This is a genomic window from Vibrio sp. 1-2 (7-a), from assembly GCF_013048515.1.
Classification (GTDB): Bacteria; Pseudomonadota; Gammaproteobacteria; order Enterobacterales; family Vibrionaceae; genus Vibrio; species Vibrio diabolicus.
This window is the reverse complement of record NZ_VHSQ01000003.1, coordinates 215,363-233,415: the sequence shown is the minus strand read 5'-3', so window position 1 is coordinate 233,415 and position 18,053 is coordinate 215,363. Positions and strand designations below refer to the sequence as shown.

16 protein-coding genes, 1 pseudogene and 1 riboswitch are annotated in these 18,053 nt (G+C 42.6%); of the genes and pseudogenes, 8 read left to right on the top strand and 9 right to left on the bottom strand.

Annotation, left to right across the window (positions count from 1 at the left end):
* Positions 1–569 precede the first annotated feature (569 nt).
* Positions 570–1,943 carry a carbohydrate porin gene (locus FKN08_RS11260; RefSeq protein WP_170892244.1) on the top strand — a complete coding sequence of 458 codons (1,374 nt, stop codon included), beginning with the start codon at positions 570–572 and terminating at the stop codon, positions 1,941–1,943.
* A gap of 63 nt (positions 1,944–2,006) precedes the next feature.
* On the opposite strand, the gene FKN08_RS11255 is transcribed toward FKN08_RS11260, so the two are convergent.
* Entirely contained in the window at positions 2,007–2,993 is a 987-nt protein-coding gene (locus FKN08_RS11255; RefSeq protein WP_009698245.1) for a LacI family DNA-binding transcriptional regulator, read from the bottom strand.
* A 235-nt stretch (positions 2,994–3,228) separates the two neighbouring features.
* Here FKN08_RS11255 and FKN08_RS11250 point away from each other — a divergent pair, with 235 nt between their 5' ends.
* The 3 genes from FKN08_RS11250 to FKN08_RS11240 all read left to right on the top strand — a co-directional run bounded on the left by FKN08_RS11250 (position 3,229) and on the right by FKN08_RS11240 (position 7,243).
* Positions 3,229–4,668 carry a sucrose-specific PTS transporter subunit IIBC gene (locus FKN08_RS11250; protein WP_017188252.1) on the top strand — a complete coding sequence of 480 codons (1,440 nt, stop codon included), beginning with the start codon at positions 3,229–3,231 and terminating at the stop codon, positions 4,666–4,668.
* Positions 4,669–4,833: 165 nt separating this feature from the next.
* The gene (locus FKN08_RS11245; protein WP_170892133.1) at positions 4,834–5,757 is read left to right on the top strand and encodes an aminoimidazole riboside kinase; all 924 of its coding nucleotides are present in this window, start codon (positions 4,834–4,836) and stop codon (positions 5,755–5,757) included.
* 31 nt (positions 5,758–5,788) lie between these two features.
* Positions 5,789–7,243, top strand: a complete 1,455-nt coding sequence (locus tag FKN08_RS11240) for a sucrose-6-phosphate hydrolase (protein ID WP_170892132.1) — start codon at positions 5,789–5,791, stop codon at positions 7,241–7,243.
* A gap of 73 nt (positions 7,244–7,316) precedes the next feature.
* Here the strand turns inward: FKN08_RS11240 and FKN08_RS23925 are convergent.
* Positions 7,317–7,427, bottom strand: a pseudogene (locus FKN08_RS23925) (dihydrofolate reductase); the annotation flags it as partial.
* A 254-nt stretch (positions 7,428–7,681) separates the two neighbouring features.
* On the opposite strand from FKN08_RS23925, the gene yghU reads away from it, so the two are divergent.
* The 3 genes from yghU to FKN08_RS11225 all read left to right on the top strand — a co-directional run bounded on the left by yghU (position 7,682) and on the right by FKN08_RS11225 (position 11,528).
* Complete coding sequence (gene yghU / locus FKN08_RS11235; protein ID WP_074190461.1) at positions 7,682–8,539, top strand: glutathione-dependent disulfide-bond oxidoreductase; 858 nt, start codon at positions 7,682–7,684, stop codon at positions 8,537–8,539.
* Between the two features lie 1,197 nt (positions 8,540–9,736).
* On the top strand, positions 9,737–10,906 hold the full coding sequence (locus FKN08_RS11230) for a D-alanyl-D-alanine carboxypeptidase family protein (protein WP_170892131.1): 1,170 nt from the start codon (positions 9,737–9,739) through the stop codon (positions 10,904–10,906).
* 214 nt (positions 10,907–11,120) lie between these two features.
* Entirely contained in the window at positions 11,121–11,528 is a 408-nt protein-coding gene (locus FKN08_RS11225; protein ID WP_006741205.1) for an SPOR domain-containing protein, read from the top strand.
* A 51-nt stretch (positions 11,529–11,579) separates the two neighbouring features.
* On the opposite strand, the gene FKN08_RS11220 is transcribed toward FKN08_RS11225, so the two are convergent.
* The 5 genes from FKN08_RS11220 to FKN08_RS11200 form a co-directional block, all read right to left on the bottom strand.
* Complete coding sequence (locus FKN08_RS11220) at positions 11,580–12,053, bottom strand: peroxiredoxin (RefSeq protein ID WP_139061085.1); 474 nt, start codon at positions 12,051–12,053, stop codon at positions 11,580–11,582.
* A gap of 129 nt (positions 12,054–12,182) precedes the next feature.
* Positions 12,183–13,196: an adenosine deaminase gene (locus FKN08_RS11215; RefSeq protein ID WP_170892130.1), complete on the bottom strand. Its 1,014-nt coding sequence runs from the start codon at positions 13,194–13,196 to the stop codon at positions 12,183–12,185.
* Between the two features lie 89 nt (positions 13,197–13,285).
* A riboswitch (purine riboswitch) is annotated at positions 13,286–13,385 on the bottom strand.
* Positions 13,386–13,644: 259 nt separating this feature from the next.
* Positions 13,645–13,785 carry a hypothetical protein gene (locus tag FKN08_RS11210; protein ID WP_005396335.1) on the bottom strand — a complete coding sequence of 47 codons (141 nt, stop codon included), beginning with the start codon at positions 13,783–13,785 and terminating at the stop codon, positions 13,645–13,647.
* Between the two features lie 50 nt (positions 13,786–13,835).
* Entirely contained in the window at positions 13,836–14,045 is a 210-nt protein-coding gene (locus tag FKN08_RS11205; protein ID WP_053807947.1) for a hypothetical protein, read from the bottom strand.
* 240 nt (positions 14,046–14,285) lie between these two features.
* The gene (locus tag FKN08_RS11200) at positions 14,286–14,495 is read right to left on the bottom strand and encodes a cold-shock protein (protein ID WP_005396336.1); all 210 of its coding nucleotides are present in this window, start codon (positions 14,493–14,495) and stop codon (positions 14,286–14,288) included.
* 391 nt (positions 14,496–14,886) lie between these two features.
* Here FKN08_RS11200 and FKN08_RS11195 point away from each other — a divergent pair, with 391 nt between their 5' ends.
* Positions 14,887–15,735 (top strand): pirin family protein, encoded by an 849-nt coding sequence (locus FKN08_RS11195; protein WP_047008088.1) that lies wholly within the window; start codon positions 14,887–14,889, stop codon positions 15,733–15,735.
* A gap of 143 nt (positions 15,736–15,878) precedes the next feature.
* Here FKN08_RS11195 and FKN08_RS11190 read toward each other — a convergent pair whose 3' ends face one another.
* Complete coding sequence (locus FKN08_RS11190; protein ID WP_170892129.1) at positions 15,879–16,727, bottom strand: patatin family protein; 849 nt, start codon at positions 16,725–16,727, stop codon at positions 15,879–15,881.
* Positions 16,728–17,114: 387 nt separating this feature from the next.
* On the bottom strand, positions 17,115–17,453 hold the full coding sequence (locus tag FKN08_RS11185) for a hypothetical protein (protein ID WP_006741201.1): 339 nt from the start codon (positions 17,451–17,453) through the stop codon (positions 17,115–17,117).
* Between the last annotated feature and the right edge of the window lie 600 nt (positions 17,454–18,053).

Below are 18,053 nucleotides of genomic sequence, written 5' to 3'. Positions count from 1 at the left end.
ATATTTAGCTGCAGACCTAAATAATGTCTGTCCAAAAAAGAGTTTCGTTAGCTTGAATTAGAATAACAAAGCGCTCTTCACAGAAAGTGAAGGGCGTTTATCTCGTCTTAACTGCCTTTTATGTTGTTTGAACCAAGGTATCGAGATCCGCTTCGCTCTTAGTCACTTTCAAGCTTAGCCGCTGATCTTCTAGAGGCGCGTCGTCACCAAGTAGATTGGGGAAGTGAGTGATTATCATTCCCTCAAGCGAACATCAAATCCCCATTCACAGCCTGATATCTTCAAACTGCTTCCTCTAGAGCGAATAATTTAACTGTGCGCTGGTTAATGATTTTTCTGTAAGTAACACAATTGAACGTGATAGAAGTAACAAAATTTCTTCCTCGCGGTAACGTTCCCGAAAATTTTATATATTATCGCCTTCATTGATACAAGTGGTAGAGACGCTCTGTATCTGAGCGCTCTGAAATTCAGGCTTTAGATGGACGTTTAAAGTCACCATAAGTTTGCAATTTTGCTTGGGAACGTTTGCAAATAACCTAAGTATAAATTTACGTGAGACTATGGAAATGAAACTACACACTTTGACGATGGCAGTAGCGCTTGGGCTGGTTACTGCACCTGCATTCGCAACAACAGATGTTGCCGCTCTTGAAAAGCGAATTAATGAATTAGAACAGAGGCTTGAACAGACAGAAAAAGTATCCGTAGAAGCAAATGAAAAAGCCTCAAGCTTTGAGTTTCATGGCTACGCTCGTTCCGGGTTGCTCATTAATGATGATCTGAATGGTGCAGTGGGTACTGGTCCTTACATGACGGCAGCTGGTGCTATTGGCGCGCCAATTGGACGATTAGGGGTTGAGGATGATCATTATGTGGAAGCAAACCTTATTCACAAACGCTTTGCAGATGATGGTTCCAGCGCACTGTTCCGAATCATGTTGGCAGATAGTACGGAAACCAATAACGAATGGACAGCGAGTGAGAGTCAATTAAACGTTCGTCAGGTATATGCTGAGCTAAACAAGTTGAGCATGTTCTCTGAATCAAGTGCGTTTGCTGACGCAACGTTTTGGGCAGGCAAACGATTTGACCGTGATAACTTTGACATTCACTTCTTTGACTCGGATATCGTTTTCCTATCTGGTACTGGTGCAGGCGTGTATGACGTCCAAATGAGCGATTCATGGAAAGCAAACTTCTCGATCTATGGTCGTGATTTTGGTGAGATTGATAGCTCGTCAACGGATGTTGAAAACTATATCGCGACAATGAACAACCGCTTTGGTAATTGGCAATTGATGCTGAGCGGCATGACGTCTGCTGATAACAATGATCGCGTAGAAGGTGCAGCGGACAAAGGTTTACATGCGATGTTTGCTTACCATGGCGATAACTTCTTTGGCATGAGTGAAGGCTTCTCTAAAACCGGTATTTTGATGGGTGATGGACTGGGTGCGGAACTTAAAGGCATTGGTTCAAACGGTGATTTGCTAGAAGACGCAAAAGCCGTACGCTTGTTCAGTTATGGTGTAACACGCATCGGCGACAACTGGCGTGTAGCACCTGCGTTGCTAGCAGAACACAGCCAAGATCGCTTTGCTAAAAATGATGAATTTACGTGGGCATCGTTCAACATCCGCTTAGCACAAGAGTTTACGCAAAACTTTGAGATGGTTTATGAAGGCTCATACCAATACATGGACCTAGACAATGCGATTGATAAAGCAAGTGGCAGTTTTTACAAAGCGACAATTGCACCAACGCTTAAGATGTCTACCGCAGCAGGTTTCTTTGACCGTCCGGAGCTACGTTTTGCAGTTAGCTACGTTGATTGGAGCGAAGACTTGAATGGCTACTCGATTAGCCAGGATGCGGGCGCTGCAACGATGGGTGATGGTGGTGAAGTTCTGTTTGCACTGCAAATGGAAACTTGGTTCTAAAGGGCTCTAACCGACAAAGAGTAATAAGAAAAGCGCCAACTGATTTCAGTTGGCGCTTTTTCATTAACAGGACTGACGCTCAATTGTTTTGAAGGTTAGTACCATCTTACTCATTTCAAAACTTCTGTTGGCGATTCTATCTAGTAACAGTTTCGCACCATTTTCCCCTGCTTTATCAAATGCATAGTTAAATGTTGATAAGGTTGGGGTGCACACTGATGCGAGCTCATCATCACCAACTCCTAGCACTAAAACGTCTTTACCCGGTGTTAACCCGAGCTCTTGAATCGCTCTCATCGCACCGATAGCAATACGGTCTGTCGCACAGAACAAGCCATCTAGCTTAGGGTTCTTTGTTAAGTGTTGTTTTGCCAATGAATAGCCAGAATCGATTGTAAAGTCACCACGAGCATGGAAGGCGAGCTCAAAACCATGATGTTGTAGCGCTTGAACAAATCCTTCAGAGCGTTGCTTATCTACCGCGATATCGTCACCTTGCACACCAATAAAACCCATGGTTTGGCAACCTTTTGCAACCAGTCTATTTCCCGCTTCAAACCCTACTCGTGCGTCATCATGAATGATGCTTGGAATATTAAACATGGAACCATCTTGACCGACGAGCACAACTGGGACGGCTGAGTTTTGAATTGCTTTTACCAGCTTGGAATCGAGGTGGGTGGCGTAAAGAATGATCCCTTCAACCCGTTTTTGGTTAAAGATCTGAATGTATTCCAGTTCTTTTTCATGGGCTTGGTGAGTGCTAGCAAGTAAGACATGTTTCCCGGCTTTTTCAAGGACATCGGTTAATCCATCGACACCTTGGGATGTGGCATGAGAGGAAACCCGAGGAACAATGACACCAACCAGATTGGTCTTTTGAGATTTTAGATCTTTAGCGACTTGGTTCGGCACATAGCCACACTCCGCTACTGCTTGGCGGACCTTCTGTTTTGTCGCTTCTTTTACGCCATACTCATCGTTTATAACCCGTGACACTGTTGATTTTGATACGCCAGCCAGACGGGCGACATCATGCAGACTCGCCATTGTTCCTATCCATTCTGTTTTTCGTTTTTGGGATTGTTTGCAAAGAGAAGATGAAAGGCTCTTTGATAAGTAGCGATTCTAACCTCCTATACTGCTCTTAGGGAGAGAATTTGACGATCATTCTCACATTCTCTCTGCTTTATCTTTGATCATTTGGTTTTATTGAGCAAAAATCTGTTTTGCAAACGTTCCCGAAAATTTCGCAAGCTCAGATAATAATCCAATGGGGTATGAAATGAATTATCCGGCAGTAGCAAAAGAGTTGTTAACTCTATTAGGTGGTAAAAGCAACATCACCGCACTTGCGCATTGTGCGACACGCTTACGCCTTGCCGTTGCAGATGAGCAAAAAATAGATGAACAAGCGATTGATAGCCTTGAAGGGGTAAAAGGGCAGTTCAAAGTTGCGGGTCAGTACCAAATCATTTTTGGATCAGGCATCGTAAACCAAGTTTATGCAGAAATGGCGAAGTTGACGGGGATGAGTGAAATGTCCACCAACGACGTTGCGTCTGCTGGCGCAGAGAAACAAAACATCGTTCAGCGCGCGGTGAAAGGGCTGTCTGATATTTTCGTCCCAATCATTCCAGCAATCGTCGCTGGCGGTTTGTTGATGGGTATCTATAACCTTTTGACTGCTCAAGGCTTGTTTATTGATGGCAAATCTTTGATTGATGCCAACCCAGGACTGACAGACTTGGCGAACATGATCAACACGTTTGCGAATGCTCCGTTTGTTTACCTGCCTATTCTGCTGGCATTTTCAGCCAGTAAGAAGTTTGGCGGTAACCCATATTTAGGGGCGGCGTTAGGTATGTTGATGGTTCACCCAGAATTACTTAACGGGTGGGGCTTCGGGGGGGCTGCGGTATCTGGCAACATTCCGGTTTGGAATATTCTTGGCTTTGAAATTCAAAAAGTGGGCTACCAAGGTTCGGTGTTACCGGTTTTGGTATCGGCATTCATTCTTGCGAAGGTTGAGTTAGGCCTGCGCAAGGTCATTCCTTCTGTTTTAGATAACCTCTTAACGCCGCTACTTGCGATTTTCATTACGGGCTTATTGACGTTTACTGTCGTCGGCCCATTCACGCGTGATATCGGTTTCCTATTGGGTGATGGTCTGAACTGGCTATACAACACAGCTGGCTTTGTTGGTGGTGCGGTATTTGGTCTTATCTATGCTCCGTTTGTTATTACCGGTATGCATCACAGCTTTATTGCGATTGAAACGCAACTTCTTGCGGACATTGCAACGACTGGCGGCACCTTTATCTTTCCTATTGCGGCAATGTCTAACGTTTCTCAAGGTGCTGCAGCGTTGGCGGTGGGCGTGATGAGTAAAGATAAGAAGATGAAAGGTATTGCGATTCCATCGGGTGTCACGGGTTTGCTGGGTATTACAGAACCAGCCATGTTTGGTGTTAACTTAAAACTACGTTACCCATTTATTGCGGCAGTTTGCGCTGCAGCGTTATCAAGTGCGTTCATCACAATGTTTAATGTGAAAGCTCAGGCATTGGGTGCAGCTGGTCTTCCAGGCATCATTTCCATCACGCCAGATAAGATTGGTTACTACATCGCGGGTATGGTGATCGCGTTCTTGACCGCATTTGTTCTCACCATCGTTCTTGGTATGCGTGACCGCGCTAAAGTCGGTAAAAAAGCAGCGGCTTAATCTGAACTCCTTAAGGGTGGAGTCCCCCAAAATCCACTTCTTTTCCTAAATGTTTGGGGTGCTAGCCAAGCACTAATGGCTTGGCTAGCCTTTTTCAATTTTTACTTGGTAGTGAAGGTGTTCAACACGTTGGGCTATCAGGGCTTTAATTTTAAGGTAAGCAAGATGAATCAAGTGTGGGTAACTGGTGATGCTGTTGTCGATCTAATACCGGAATCTGAGACTTCTTTACTCAAATGTCCCGGAGGTGCACCAGCGAATGTCGCCGTAGCAATTGCTCGTCTATCTGGTAAGAGTGCGTTTTTTGGACGTGTGGGTGATGACCCATTTGGTCGCTTCATGCAATCAATACTCGATCAAGAGGGCGTTTGCACGGAGTTTCTCATTAAAGACCCTGAGCAAAGAACATCAACAGTGGTGGTGGATTTAGACGATCAAGGTGAACGCAGTTTTACGTTTATGGTAAAACCGAGCGCTGATCAGTTTATGTCTGTTGAAGACATCCCAAACTTTAAGCAAGGTGACTGGCTGCATGTCTGCTCGATTTCACTGGCAAATGAGCCAAGTAGAAGCAGCACGTTTGAGGCGATCAAAAGAGCAAAAGCCGCTGGTGGTTTCATTAGCTTTGACCCTAACTTGCGTGATGAAGTTTGGCAAGATCAATCAGAAATCCAAGCTGTCGTGATGAAGGCTGTAGCGATGGCTGATGTGGTTAAGTTCTCTGAAGAAGAGCTTTTGTTCTTAACTAACTCAACATCGATGGCGCAAGGTTTACAACAAATAGCCTCTTTGAATATTGCTTTGGTCTTGGTGACACAAGGTGCGAAAGGTGTTTGGCGAGTCTTTGAAAGTCAGAGTGAACTGATCACAGGTCAAGTCGTTAGTCCGATTGATACCACAGGTGCGGGTGATGCTTTTGTCGGAGGGCTACTGGCATGTCTGTCTCAGCATGACGATTGGAAAAATCATCCTGTTGTTAGCTCTGCGATTCAATGGGCAAATGGCTGTGGTGCATTAGCGACGACGCAAAAAGGCGCAATGACCGCGCTTCCGACCCAGACAGAATTGCTGCGATTTATTGGGCAATGATCTTCAGATCCAATTTCAGTTGAGAAAAATTATGAGCTTAAACAACCGTTGGACTGTAGAGCAAAGATATCGCCGACTTGAGCAAATCCCTCAGTGTGATATCGAAGAAATGAAACTTTCACGTCAGCAAGATAAAGGCTTTCCTAGTTTTCATATCGCCCCTAGATTTGGGCTGTTAAATGACCCAAATGGGTTGTGCTATTTCAATGGTGAGCACCACATCTTTTACCAGTGGACGCCTGTGGGACCAGTCCATGGAATGAAGTATTGGTACCACCTTTCTACTAAAGACTTCATCCATTTTACTGATCATGGCGTGGGTCTTCATCCCGACCAAGACTACGATTCACATGGTGTTTATTCGGGTGGCGCTTTGGTGGAAAACAACAAGGCTTTGCTGTTTTTTACTGGCAACAAGCGTGACCAAAACTGGAACCGAATTCCAACACAGTGCTTTGCCACCATGGATTCAGACGGCAACATTGAAAAGCATGGTGTGGTCATTGAGAACGAACATTACACGGAGCACTTTCGTGATCCAAAAGTTTGGAAGAAAGGCGACGACTATTTGATGGTGGTGGGTGCTCAAACCAAAACTGAGCATGGCTCAATGGCGCTCTATCAAAGCAAAGATTTGAAAACGTGGCAGCATAAAGGTCCTATCAAGACCAAGCTTTCTGACCTTGGGTATATGTGGGAGTGTCCTGATTTCTTTGAGATTAATGGTCAATCGGTGATGCTGTTTTCTCCACAGGGCGTGAGCAGTAGTAATCCTTATGATTTCAAAAACATCTATTCTGTCGCGTATATCGTGGGTGATCAGTTGAACCTAGAGTCGATGACTTTAGAAAACCACCAAGATATTTTACAGCCAGATTATGGGTTTGATTTCTACGCCCCACAAACCTATTTAGATGAGAGTGGGCGTCGCATTCTTATTGCATGGATAGGGTTGCCAGAAATCGACACACCATCGGTCACACACCAGTGGGCAGGAATGTTGTCTCTTCCTAGAGAACTAACGTTGAAAGATGGTTTTCTTGTTCAAACTCCACTCCCTGAGCTGAAGAGTTTAAGAAAAGAAGAGGTGGTCTTTGCACAATCCCATACACTGGAAAGCACCAGTTGTTTGATACAATTAGACCTTGAGGGCGATGGCTTTGAACTTGAGCTGAGTAACCTCAAAGGTGACAACATCGTCTTTAGTGCGACAGAGCACGAGTTTATGCTGGACCGTCGTCACATGTCTCATTTGTACGCAGAAGAATTTGGTAGCATTCGAAAAGCACCAAGATTGGACGCTAAGCAGACGATTGATATATATATCGACAACTCTGTCATCGAGATTTTTATTAATGGTGGCAAACACACGATGACCAGTCGTTTCTTTATTGATGACCTCAATAAGGTAACGTTGAAAGGGTTGGAGCAAGCAAGGCTTTTCCCTTTGAAAGGTATCACTGGTTTGTTTGAATCTGCTAAGTAACGGTTTCGATTACATTAAAACGCCCTTCATTGACTCAGTGAAGGGCGTTTTTCTTTTTAACTATCTAACCTAACTATCTTTCACGTACGTAAGTCTTCTGAACCAAAGTATCTAACACTACTTCGCTCTTAGTGACTGTAAAGTTAAGCGGTTGTTCTAAATCACCAAACAGAGGTGCGCCGCCGAGTTGGGCTTACTCATTATTGTTAGCATCTCGAACCTAACTCACATTAAAACAACGTTTTTCCTTATAGCGTGAAAGAAAATTCCATAACCAAAGGTTCTAATTAAGTGAAAGGTCAGGACTTTTATTTGAAGATTCCGGCCTAATATCTTGGGTATGCCCATTTATCGAATGCGGTGGGTTACTTCATCATGCTTGCTGGCGCACTGAGTTTGCCAGCTTGATAATGCATTCAAACACAATAAGGGATAACAATGGCTAACGAATACATTCCACCAAAAGTTTGGACAAACGATAACGAAAATGGTGGCCAGTGGGCGAGCATTAACCGCCCGGACTCAGGCGCTCGTCATGAGCAAGAATTGCCTGTTGGGGAACACCCATTCCAACTTTATTCCATGGGGACTCCAAACGGCCAGAAAGTAACGATCATGTTTGAAGAGCTTCTGGCGGCAGGCGTAAAAGAAGCAGAATATGATGCATACCTGATCAAGATTGGTGACGGCGACCAGTTTGGTTCTGGCTTTGTAGCTGTTAACCCAAACTCTAAAATTCCGGCACTGGTTGACCGTTCAGGTTCTGAGCCAGTGAACGTGTTTGAATCAGGTAACATCCTGTTCTACCTAGCAGAGAAGTTTGGTCACTTTCTACCAAAAGAAGGCGCTAAGCGTGCTGAGGTAATGAACTGGTTATTCTGGCTGCAAGGTTCTGCGCCATACCTAGGCGGTGGTTTTGGTCACTTCTACGCGTACGCACCAGAGAAGTTCGAGTACCCAATCAACCGTTTTACAATGGAAGCAAAACGTCAGTTAGATGTATTAGACAAGCGCCTCGCAAACAATGAATTCCTAGGAGGCGATGAGTACAGTATCGCTGATATCGCAACATGGCCATGGTACGGCAACCTTGTACTGGGTCGTGCTTACGATGCGGCTGAATTCTTAGACGTAGAAAGCTATAAAAACGTTGTGCGTTGGGCGAAAGCGATTGATGAGCGAGAAGCTGTCCAGCGTGGTCGTATTGTGAATCGCTCATGGGGAGAAGAGTGGGAGCAGTTACCTGAACGTCACAGCGCAGAAGATATTGATAAGGTATTGAAGCTTAAACCATAAGCAAACTTGGCTCAGTCACTTCAAGTAAGTTTGTTTTCATCCGAACTCATACTCCAAAACTGATCAAATCCATAGCGCATCTTACTAGATGCGCTACTTTTATTTGAATTGTAACCCCGTTGAAGATTATTCAATATATAGATGGTTCTTTGCTTCTATTTGTCGTTTTCATATTCAACAAGCCCTCTGCATTTCTATTAACTATTAGCTGATGATATTCTAAAAATTTATACTTTAGATAACCTTAAATTTATAACTTAATTTTATATCTAGTATAAATAAACTTAATGATAATTAATCTTTGACATAACCTTTTATTTTGTGTGGAATGTGCAGGTTAATCTATTTAAATTAAAATTTATAGATAAATAAAATTTAAATAATTTACTGAATTCTACATCTAGCTTTGAGCAATGTTTAATTACAACTGCTTATACCATGAAAGAGGATATGTATAATGTCGTCGTTTGATTCGTACTGGGTTGGGGTACGTGAAAGAATTGCTATACAAACTGAAGGTAACCGAAATTTAAAGTCTTTAGTGATAAAAAAGCAGAGAGTGAACTTAAATAACAGTGGCTTATCTTTTCGTGCTAAAGCCGGATGCCTTATCCCTCATTGTTACACTCAGTTTACTGATGACGATACAAACTCAAAGGTATCGAAAAAAGCCTCCCTTAGTTTTAAGAAACGGAAATTATACTTTTCTCCTGTCTAGTAATAGATAATATTTAGGTTATATATAAATTAAATTTTTATTTTTATCTGAAATTCTGACAATAAATTATTATGTTGTTATGACCGAGATGAAGCATTGGTTAGTAAATTATTAGTTCGGATTATTAATTGAATTGTAGATTTTCTTAGTTGCCCCTAGTTAGATAGTGATAAAATTTTTAGCTATCTTTTCCCGTACAAGCTTAGTTTTAGATCTGGCTTGTACGGTTTTTTCTCTGAACACTAATTACATAGCATAACGGCATGATTTCTCGCCTCTTGTCTCATCTTTCTAGACGAAAGCTCTACCTGCCTCTCATTATTCTCGACAAACATTGAGTAAAAGTAACTAATCGTAACAAGGTGGCTGTAACTGAGCGCCGTTTCAATATACTCGCTCTTTACCTAGGTAACCCTGCGCTTTGAATTCATTCGGGTACCGTTTGTAAGCCTTAAATGCTACTAAGATAAGATGTCATGATGAGAAAAAGTACTATATTAAACACAGTGTTAATTACAGGGTTCGCTGCTGTATCTTCGTTGGCTTATGCAGCACCAACGGTTGTGCCAAATGCACCGGAACTCAGTTCTCGTGGCTATGTTTTGATGGACTTTCACACTGGGAAAGTGCTGGTTGAACGTGATGCACATAAACGGCTAAATCCTGCGAGCTTAACGAAGTTAATGACGGCTTATGTGGCTGGTCAAGAAATTAACGCAGGTAATATTACTTTGGATGATGAGGTCGTCATTAGCCGAAATGCTTGGGCAAAAAACTTCCCAGATTCCTCAAAGATGTTTATTGAAGTCAATACTTCCGTTTCTTTATCTGACTTATACCGTGGCCTGGTTGTTCAATCAGGTAATGATGCTAGTGTGGCCATTGCTGAACATGTCGCAGGTAGTGAGTCAGGGTTTGTAAGCTTGATGAATAGTTGGGCTACTAAGCTTGAATTAAATAACACGGCTTTCACCAACCCTCATGGTCTAGACAGTGACGGTTTATATTCAACACCTTATGACATTGCCAAGTTGGGTCAAGCTATTATTCGTGACTTACCTGATATCTACCCACTGTATAGCGAAACCTCGTTTACCTACAACGGCATTACGCAATATAACCGCAATGGTTTGCTTCGTGATCGCAGTATGAATGTCGATGGTATGAAAACTGGTTATACAAGCGGTGCTGGTTACAGTCTAGCGACTTCAGCGACTCAAGGTGACATGCGTTTAATTGCTGTTGTGATGGGAGCAAAAAGTGAGAATATCCGTGAATCCGAAAGCAAACAACTGCTAAGTTATGGCTTCCGCTTTTACGATACGGTAATGCCAACCGAGGCAGGAACGGAAGTTGCGAACGCTCGAGTTTGGATGGGCGAACAAGATGAGCTTAAAGTAGGCGTTGCCAATGACGTTTATCTCACTTTACCAAAAGGGGATGTGAAAAAGCTACAAGCTGAAGTTGAATATAATGGCGATTTGGTAGCGCCAATTTCTGAGCAACAAGTGGTTGGTAAAGTGCTTTACAAAGTCGAAGGTAAAATTGTGAATGAAGCCGAACTTGTAGCGTTGGAATCGGTGGAAGAAGGCAGCTTATTCAAGCGAATTTTAGACTGGTTTAAGCAATTGGTCGCGAGTTGGCTCTAAAAAACAGCTAACTTCTGCCATTATCACTCTATCTTGTTATTGTTCTATTAAATCAATTTACTAAGGCGGCCAACGTGGTCGCCTTACTTTTTTGGAATACTCGTTGCGCTAAAACATCGAACCTTCTCGTATGGGTCTATTTTCGCCTAATTAGAAGCGTTTTTGTGTTTTTGAGTGCGAGAGAAAAGAAACTAGAACAAAAATGGAGTGACACGTGCACAAGATTTTATCTTTGACATTGATTTTATCGCTCATGGGCTGCGCTATGCCTTACCAGCAGCAGGTCGATAGTGGCCAATGTGTTGGAGTAATGACCTCTCAGGATGCGTATGGTTATTTAAACCCAAACCATTACACGATGCAGGTACTCGCGCTAAAGCAAGAAAAAGATGTGAAAGATTACATTCGTTATATCGATCCTAAGCATCCGGTTTGGGTTAACTGGAAAAACAGCCGAGGAACGCGTTGGTATACGGTAACTGTTGGTGATTTTAAAACGAAACAGGATGCCTACAATGCGCTTTCTTCACTGCCGAGCCGCGTAAAGCAGTCATCCCCATTTGTGCTGACTTTTGCGGAAATGCAGCGTAAGCAACAAACGAGTGTTGTGAGAATGCGTTAGCCAACAAAAAACGGAAGCAATGGCTTCCGTTTTTTGTATCTAAGGGTAAGCTTAAAGCGCCGCTAAAATCGTTTCTGCTTTGCTCGCTTCAAACTCTTTTGGTTCTTCAACGTTAAGTTTGGTCACAATGCCGTTTTCAATGATCATGGCGTAGCGTTGTGAGCGAATACCACCAAAGCCGCCGGTATCCATTTCAAGACCTAATGCTTTAGTAAAGCTTGCGTCGCCATCACCCAACATCAGGATTTCTGAAGCGTTTTGGGCTTCGCCCCAAGCTTGCATCACAAATGCATCGTTTACAGAAACACACGCAATTAAATCAATACCTTTTGCCTTCAACTCGTCGGCTAATACCACATAGCCTGGTAGGTGAGCTTCCGAGCACGTTGGGGTGAATGCGCCAGGTACAGCGAAGAGTACGACTTTCTTGTTTGCAAACAGCTCAGTCACGTCGTGGTTAACCATACCATCGGTAGTCAATTCGCTTAGAGTCGCAACTGGTAGAGCTTGGCCTTGTTGAATCATGATTTTATTCCTTTTTGTGTGCTAGTTTAGCTTTCTCAGTCTAGCGCTTATAAATGCGGTTAACCACAGAGCTTTTGTAAGGTTTTAGCACCTAAGTGTTTGACCCAAGATGTAGCACTGATGGCTTTATTACAACGCTTCATGCTGACTTACGTATTGACTAACGAGATGGCGATACTTCGCTTTCAACTCATTATCGATGAAGCTAGCATCAATCGCATTCATTGTGAATTGAGCTAGTTCATTCTTACTCATTGGGTGTGCGTTGTTGACGGCTAAAAAGTTATCTGTCATGTAACCACCAAAGTATACCGGATCGTCCGAATTTATTGTCACAGCGACCCCTTTGCGCAGTAGCTCGACAATATTGTGATCTTTCATATCGTCAAATACACACAATTTAAGGTTCGATAATGGACATACCGTCAGTGGCATTTTGCTTTCAATTAACGACTCGACTAATGCTTCATCCTCAACACAGCGAACACCATGATCCACGCGGCTGACGTGAAGCATTTCAATTGCATCGGTAATGTTTTGTGCCGGGCCTTCTTCACCTGCATGAGCAACAGTCAGTAAGCCTGCTTCTACCGCTTGTTTAAATACTCGTTTGAACTTAACTGGTGGATGGCCTTGTTCTGAAGAATCTAGACCGACACCAATGATCTCATCACGGTGTTTCAGAACGGCTTGCAGAGTCTCCATGGCGCTTTCTTCTGAAAGGTGACGGAGAAAACACGCAATGATTTGTGAAGTAATGCCGAGCTTCTCGTACCCATCTTGTAGTGCGCGGGCGATCCCGTGGATAACGGTCTCAAAGTCAATACCGCGCTCTGTATGCGTTTGTGGGTCAAAAAAGATTTCGGTATGAATAACGTTATCCGCTTTACAGTGCAGTAAGTATTCCCAAGTGAGATCGTAAAAGTCTTGCTCTGTACGCAAAACATCCGCCCCTTGGTAATAAAGGTCAAGGAATGACTGTAAGTCTTCGAACTGATACGCGCTGCGCAGTTCACTCGGAGAAGAGTAAGGAATGTCGATACCGTTTCGTTGTGCTAACTTGAAGAGAAGTTCTGGTTCAAGTGAACCTTCGATATGTAAGTGCAGCTCTACTTTTGGAAGACCTTGAATAAATGCGTTCATATTCCACCTTATGTGTATTGTGGATGCAGTTACTCTAAGAATAGGTATAGATAAGAATAAATCGAACGCTATCACAAAGAGTAAGACCCACGATGCTCTCAACTCTCCGTAATCAGCACTTTGCGGGAACTGGTAGAGACCCCCAAACCATATCATTGGGGTTATACGAAGCAAACGAGGCGATTATACGCAAAATTCTCAATTTGGCTATACGCAAATAACCTAGTTGTCAGTAGTCGAAGGGTTTTTCTAAGAAAACTAAGAAAAGTAACTGGCAACCGTATAAGTCACTTGGGTATAGAGGAGCAAATTGGTTTTTGAGCGTGAACGAGGCTTATCGTGTTGTTATGAGTGAGGAAAAAGAGTGAGGCTTCGTTTGAGCAAAGGTAGGTGGCGGTACCTTGCACAACGATGGAGCAGAGAAAGCATTGAGAGAGTCAAGGATAGCTTATAGATCAAATAACTTGTCAAATTCTCTTTGTTCCATAATGTCTTCTATACGGCGTCGCGTTTTTTGTTTTACCGCCGCCGCGTTTTGCTCCGACTCTTTTTTGTCTTTTTCTGCTTGCTTCTTACTTTTTCTAGCCATTGGATACCTTCCAAATTAGTTGCATCATTCATTAATGCATGAAAACTGAATTAGTTAACAGTAAAACTTCCTAACTTTGAACCTGAATCACAGAGAATAGTTCCAGATTGCGTTTTCTCACAATATTCAAAATCGATCATGTAGCTATGAGAATGAAGCTTAGGTAATACGTGCCTTCGTAAAATATCACCATTTAATTGATGTATTTTAGCGTTCCAAGAGGTGTGAGGTTGTTCTAGATTAAATTCAATTTCTAACATTTATTCTCCTGTTTCTTAGTGATTTTGTCTTTGTTAAGTAATTGATACCAATGCCTTTGACGGCCTGTTCTTTTTGAGGACATGATTTTTCCTATAAATAATAAATTAAGCAGTACTATCCTATTTATTTTAGGTAGCACAAAGCAATGCCTGATATTAGACTGAGTGATTAAAGTGAGAATATTTTTGAAGGAGAGAGATTTGGTGCAGCATGGGCATGCTACACCAAGAAAAGCAGTCTTATAGAGGAGTTACTTCAGTCGCTTGAGGACCTTTTTTACCTTGCTCTACGTTGAAGCTTACTTTCTGACCTTCAGTCAGTGTTTTGAAACCGTCAGAAACGATAGCGTTGAAGTGTACGAATACATCTTGACCACCGTTGTCTTGAGATAGGAAGCCAAAGCCTTTAGTTTCGTTAAACCATTTTACTGAGCCGTTTACTTTAGACATAAAAATACCTTTGAATTAAACATTAAAATTTGAATTTGTTTTGTGGATCTTTTCTAAGCTATTGAATGTTCAATCAAGAGGAAGTTGTACGCAGGTGTCTGAATTGGGGGATTCAAGATTTTACTGAGAGGAAACTTAAACTAAATGTTGCATTAACAGCTCTCTTCTAAGAGCCAAGGCCTACTATACACCTTGTTTAGGAAATAGCTACACTTATTTTTAAATATATGTCGACAGCTTGGATAAGTGTACTGTTCGAAAAATTTGAATAAGTAGCTCAAATAGCAAGGCTCATGATTATTTTTCTTCAATCTAAAATAGAACCATATCGATAGCCATGGCTGAACATGCGGTTTGCAAGCGGCCACAAAGGTAAACGAGGAGAAATAGTATGAGCACATTCAGAGAAATTCGTCAGCTTATTCACTCACAACCCACTGCTGATGGTGACGGAGTGAAAATTCGTCGAGTAGCAGGGTTTAATAATGCGAGCTTTTCTCCATTTTTGATGATGGATGAACTTAAGTCTGACGACCGTGCTGATTATGTTGGTGGCTTTCCTCCTCATCCGCATCGCGGCATCGAGACGCTTACTTACATGTTGAAAGGTCATTTCCAGCATCGTGACCACATGGATAATGTTGGTGAGCTTCGTTCTGGTGGCGCTCAATGGATGGCGGCAGGAAGAGGCGTCATTCATAGTGAGATGCCTATTATGCAGGAAGGTGAATTGCATGGTTTCCAAATTTGGATAAACCAGCCTGCGAAAAATAAGATGGCACCGGCTCAATATCATGACTTTCAACCTGAAACGATAACGGAATTCGAAACTCAAAGCTCGGGCGTTGTGCGCTTGATTGCTGGTCATCTGACTATAAACAACGAACGTATTCAGGGGCCTCTAACAGAAACAGGTGTTGCTGCCACGGTGGCCGATTGGAGAGCGATGGTTGGTCACGCTTTGAATTTGACCACGGAGCAAGACCACAACATGATGATTTACGTTTATAAAGGACGTATTCAGGTAAAAGATCGTGAGATCAATCAAGGCGAAATGGCGATTCTATCGAAAGGTGAATGGGTTGAATTACAAGCCGAAAAGGAGAGTGGTGCTCTGATTTTTATTGGCGAACCAATCAATGAACCAGTGGTTCACTATGGCCCTTTTGTAATGAATAGCATGGAAGAAATAGAACAAGCAATCCAAGACTACAATTCAGGATTGTTTGAAAGCTACTAGCATCAACATCCTAACTCCCTTTTCTGTGAGTAGCGCAGTTATCAACAGTTTTGAGCCTGACCATTGGGCTCGACCAGAAGCAAATACGATAATCCACTGCCATCGAATTTGCGTTAGCCACGTCTAATCCACGTGGCTTTTTTCTACTTCTGATTCCATCGCATGATGGCTTCTTTTCCTGCTTCAATACCTAACTCATAAGCTTGACGCAATGGTGCTGGCGAGCGACTCAATCGTTTTAATTTAAATGATTGGGGAGGACACATTTGGATGATTTCGACTCCCGATGGTGGATTGTCGATCAGTGCTAAAGTTTGATTGTAGCGAACTTCACGTGTCAACATCGGCTCAATTAATCCTGGCGTTTCTTTCAACATCCGTTTGGTTAGCGCGCTGAACTTTCCTTTCGGCTTTTGATAGCTGGAGGGTTGGCTGCGTAAAACCATAATCTTTTTGGCTCCTCGCTTTATTGCTTCTGCGACAGGAAGTGCATCAGAAACCCCACCATCAACGTATCGGGTGCCGTTCAGTAAGACACCATTTCGGTAAAGTACGGGAAGCGCGCTGCTGGCTTTCATTGTTTCTGCGAGCTCGTCGACATTAGGAGTATGGTACTCGGCTCGGCCATTGTCTTGACGTGTTACGCCTAAAAAGAAAGGTCTCGAATCCGCTTTTAGTGCGGACTTGTCGATACCAAGCTCTTCGAGAGTGACGTTCCACATCCAATCTAAGTTCATCATATCGCCGCCACGTAGAATCTGAGATGGTGAGATGAATTCTTTCCTTAAACTGTAATCGAGATAGATTTTTAAGTTGCGCCCGGGCATTTTAGCTAAATACGCCGCCAAGTTACTTGCGCCCGCCGATACACCCCAAAAGCTATCAAATGGAGAGAAATCGTTAGCGAGAAAATGATCGAGTATGCCGCAAGAAAATACACCTCGCATCGCACCACCTTCGACAATCAACGCACGCTCTCCTACTTGTTCCATCACTGTGTTCCATTCTTTACCTATTGGATGAATAGAATGCAGCTTAACGCATAACGGTTTTATACCCAAGTGGTCCTAAGTGCTAGGGCATCTCCTTAAGTAAAAGAAAAGGGCATTGATGGATGCCCTTTTTATATTAAGCCTAGGGAGTTACAGGTTATTGAGCAGCTCATTTAGTGAAAGCGCACTGAATAAATATGTCACTCCCACACAGAAAGCGGCGCCTGTAATTCCGATACTGATCGTTGTTGTAATTAAAAGAAGTGTCATCTTAGACATACAAGATCAAACTCCTTTTTTATATTTAAGTGGGGCGTTGTGCGTCTGGTTATCATTTTGAATCATGATGCAAGCGCCCTAAGTTTATTGTTCTAATAAAAGTGATGATCACTTGTCAAAAAAGCAGATAAATAGCACCCAAACTGTCGTTAATGCGAGCAGCGGAGTGAATACTTTCTGTATAGAGGCGCCATCGGTTAGATTGTAGATTTTGATGGATTCGTTATAGAACGCCCGCTTGAACGCCTTAAAAGAAATATCATTTTTCACATGAGATTGTTCATAGTGTAGGTGTGCTGCGTCTGATAGTTGGTATTCTAAGTCTTGGAGTTCGTACTCTTTGTTAAGAAATGCCTCCCAAGCCGAAAGACGGGCTATCGTTTTTGGGGATTGATTACCCTTTAACTTCTCTAGACGTTTGGCATAAGCAGCTTGATATTTATCCACGGTATATTCCTGTCTGAATAGACGTTGAGTTAGAACATTTGTAAAAAGAAAAACGAGCAAAAAAGGGGCTTTACGTTCTATGTCTGTGATAAATGCTAAGGAGCTCAATGGTCTATTTCTCCGATGTCGCGAATAATATTGATTGAACTTAAATGCGACAAACAAAATAATTTACTCAAGATAACAACGAATATTTGTTGCCTTTTAAAGAAAAGCGATAGTGATGCGAAGTGGTGGCTTTGATCGGGAAGAAACCCGCTTTCGTAACGGCTTACGTTTATTGAGAAAAAGTAAACGCTGGAACTATCGCTGGATTGGTGTGAGTTATTTATCGTCAAAAATCATTAATATCAACTATGCTTATAGTTCGACTTTTCGTAAATAAACTCAATTTAGAGGAGAGGAAATAATACTGATTTTTGAGCGTGGGTGAGCTTGGAGAGTTAAGCTAATCCATTGATTAATAAAAAGTAAAGTAGTACATAGCTAGGGTGAACTTCAACTTAAAGGTGACGGTATGGATATACAATCAACCATTATTGAATATGCGATAGCGATAATAGGCTTACTTTTGACGGGAGTTGCCCTCTGAGCACGATT

Excerpts from the sequence above, each read along its gene's own strand:
- FKN08_RS11260 (WP_170892244.1), top strand. The coding sequence starts at position 570 with ATGAAACTACACACTTTGACGATGGCAGTAGCGCTTGGGCTGGTTACT.
- FKN08_RS11255 (WP_009698245.1), bottom strand. The coding sequence starts at position 2,993 with ATGGCGAGTCTGCATGATGTCGCCCGTCTGGCTGGCGTATCAAAATCA.
- FKN08_RS11250 (WP_017188252.1), top strand. The coding sequence starts at position 3,229 with ATGAATTATCCGGCAGTAGCAAAAGAGTTGTTAACTCTATTAGGTGGT.
- FKN08_RS11245 (WP_170892133.1), top strand. The coding sequence starts at position 4,834 with ATGAATCAAGTGTGGGTAACTGGTGATGCTGTTGTCGATCTAATACCG.
- FKN08_RS11240 (WP_170892132.1), top strand. The coding sequence starts at position 5,789 with ATGAGCTTAAACAACCGTTGGACTGTAGAGCAAAGATATCGCCGACTT.
- yghU (WP_074190461.1), top strand. The coding sequence starts at position 7,682 with ATGGCTAACGAATACATTCCACCAAAAGTTTGGACAAACGATAACGAA.
- FKN08_RS11230 (WP_170892131.1), top strand. The coding sequence starts at position 9,737 with ATGAGAAAAAGTACTATATTAAACACAGTGTTAATTACAGGGTTCGCT.
- FKN08_RS11220 (WP_139061085.1), bottom strand. The coding sequence starts at position 12,053 with ATGATTCAACAAGGCCAAGCTCTACCAGTTGCGACTCTAAGCGAATTG.
- FKN08_RS11215 (WP_170892130.1), bottom strand. The coding sequence starts at position 13,196 with ATGAACGCATTTATTCAAGGTCTTCCAAAAGTAGAGCTGCACTTACAT.
- FKN08_RS11210 (WP_005396335.1), bottom strand. The coding sequence starts at position 13,785 with ATGGCTAGAAAAAGTAAGAAGCAAGCAGAAAAAGACAAAAAAGAGTCG.
- FKN08_RS11205 (WP_053807947.1), bottom strand. The coding sequence starts at position 14,045 with ATGTTAGAAATTGAATTTAATCTAGAACAACCTCACACCTCTTGGAAC.
- FKN08_RS11200 (WP_005396336.1), bottom strand. The coding sequence starts at position 14,495 with ATGTCTAAAGTAAACGGCTCAGTAAAATGGTTTAACGAAACTAAAGGC.
- FKN08_RS11195 (WP_047008088.1), top strand. The coding sequence starts at position 14,887 with ATGAGCACATTCAGAGAAATTCGTCAGCTTATTCACTCACAACCCACT.
- FKN08_RS11190 (WP_170892129.1), bottom strand. The coding sequence starts at position 16,727 with ATGGAACAAGTAGGAGAGCGTGCGTTGATTGTCGAAGGTGGTGCGATG.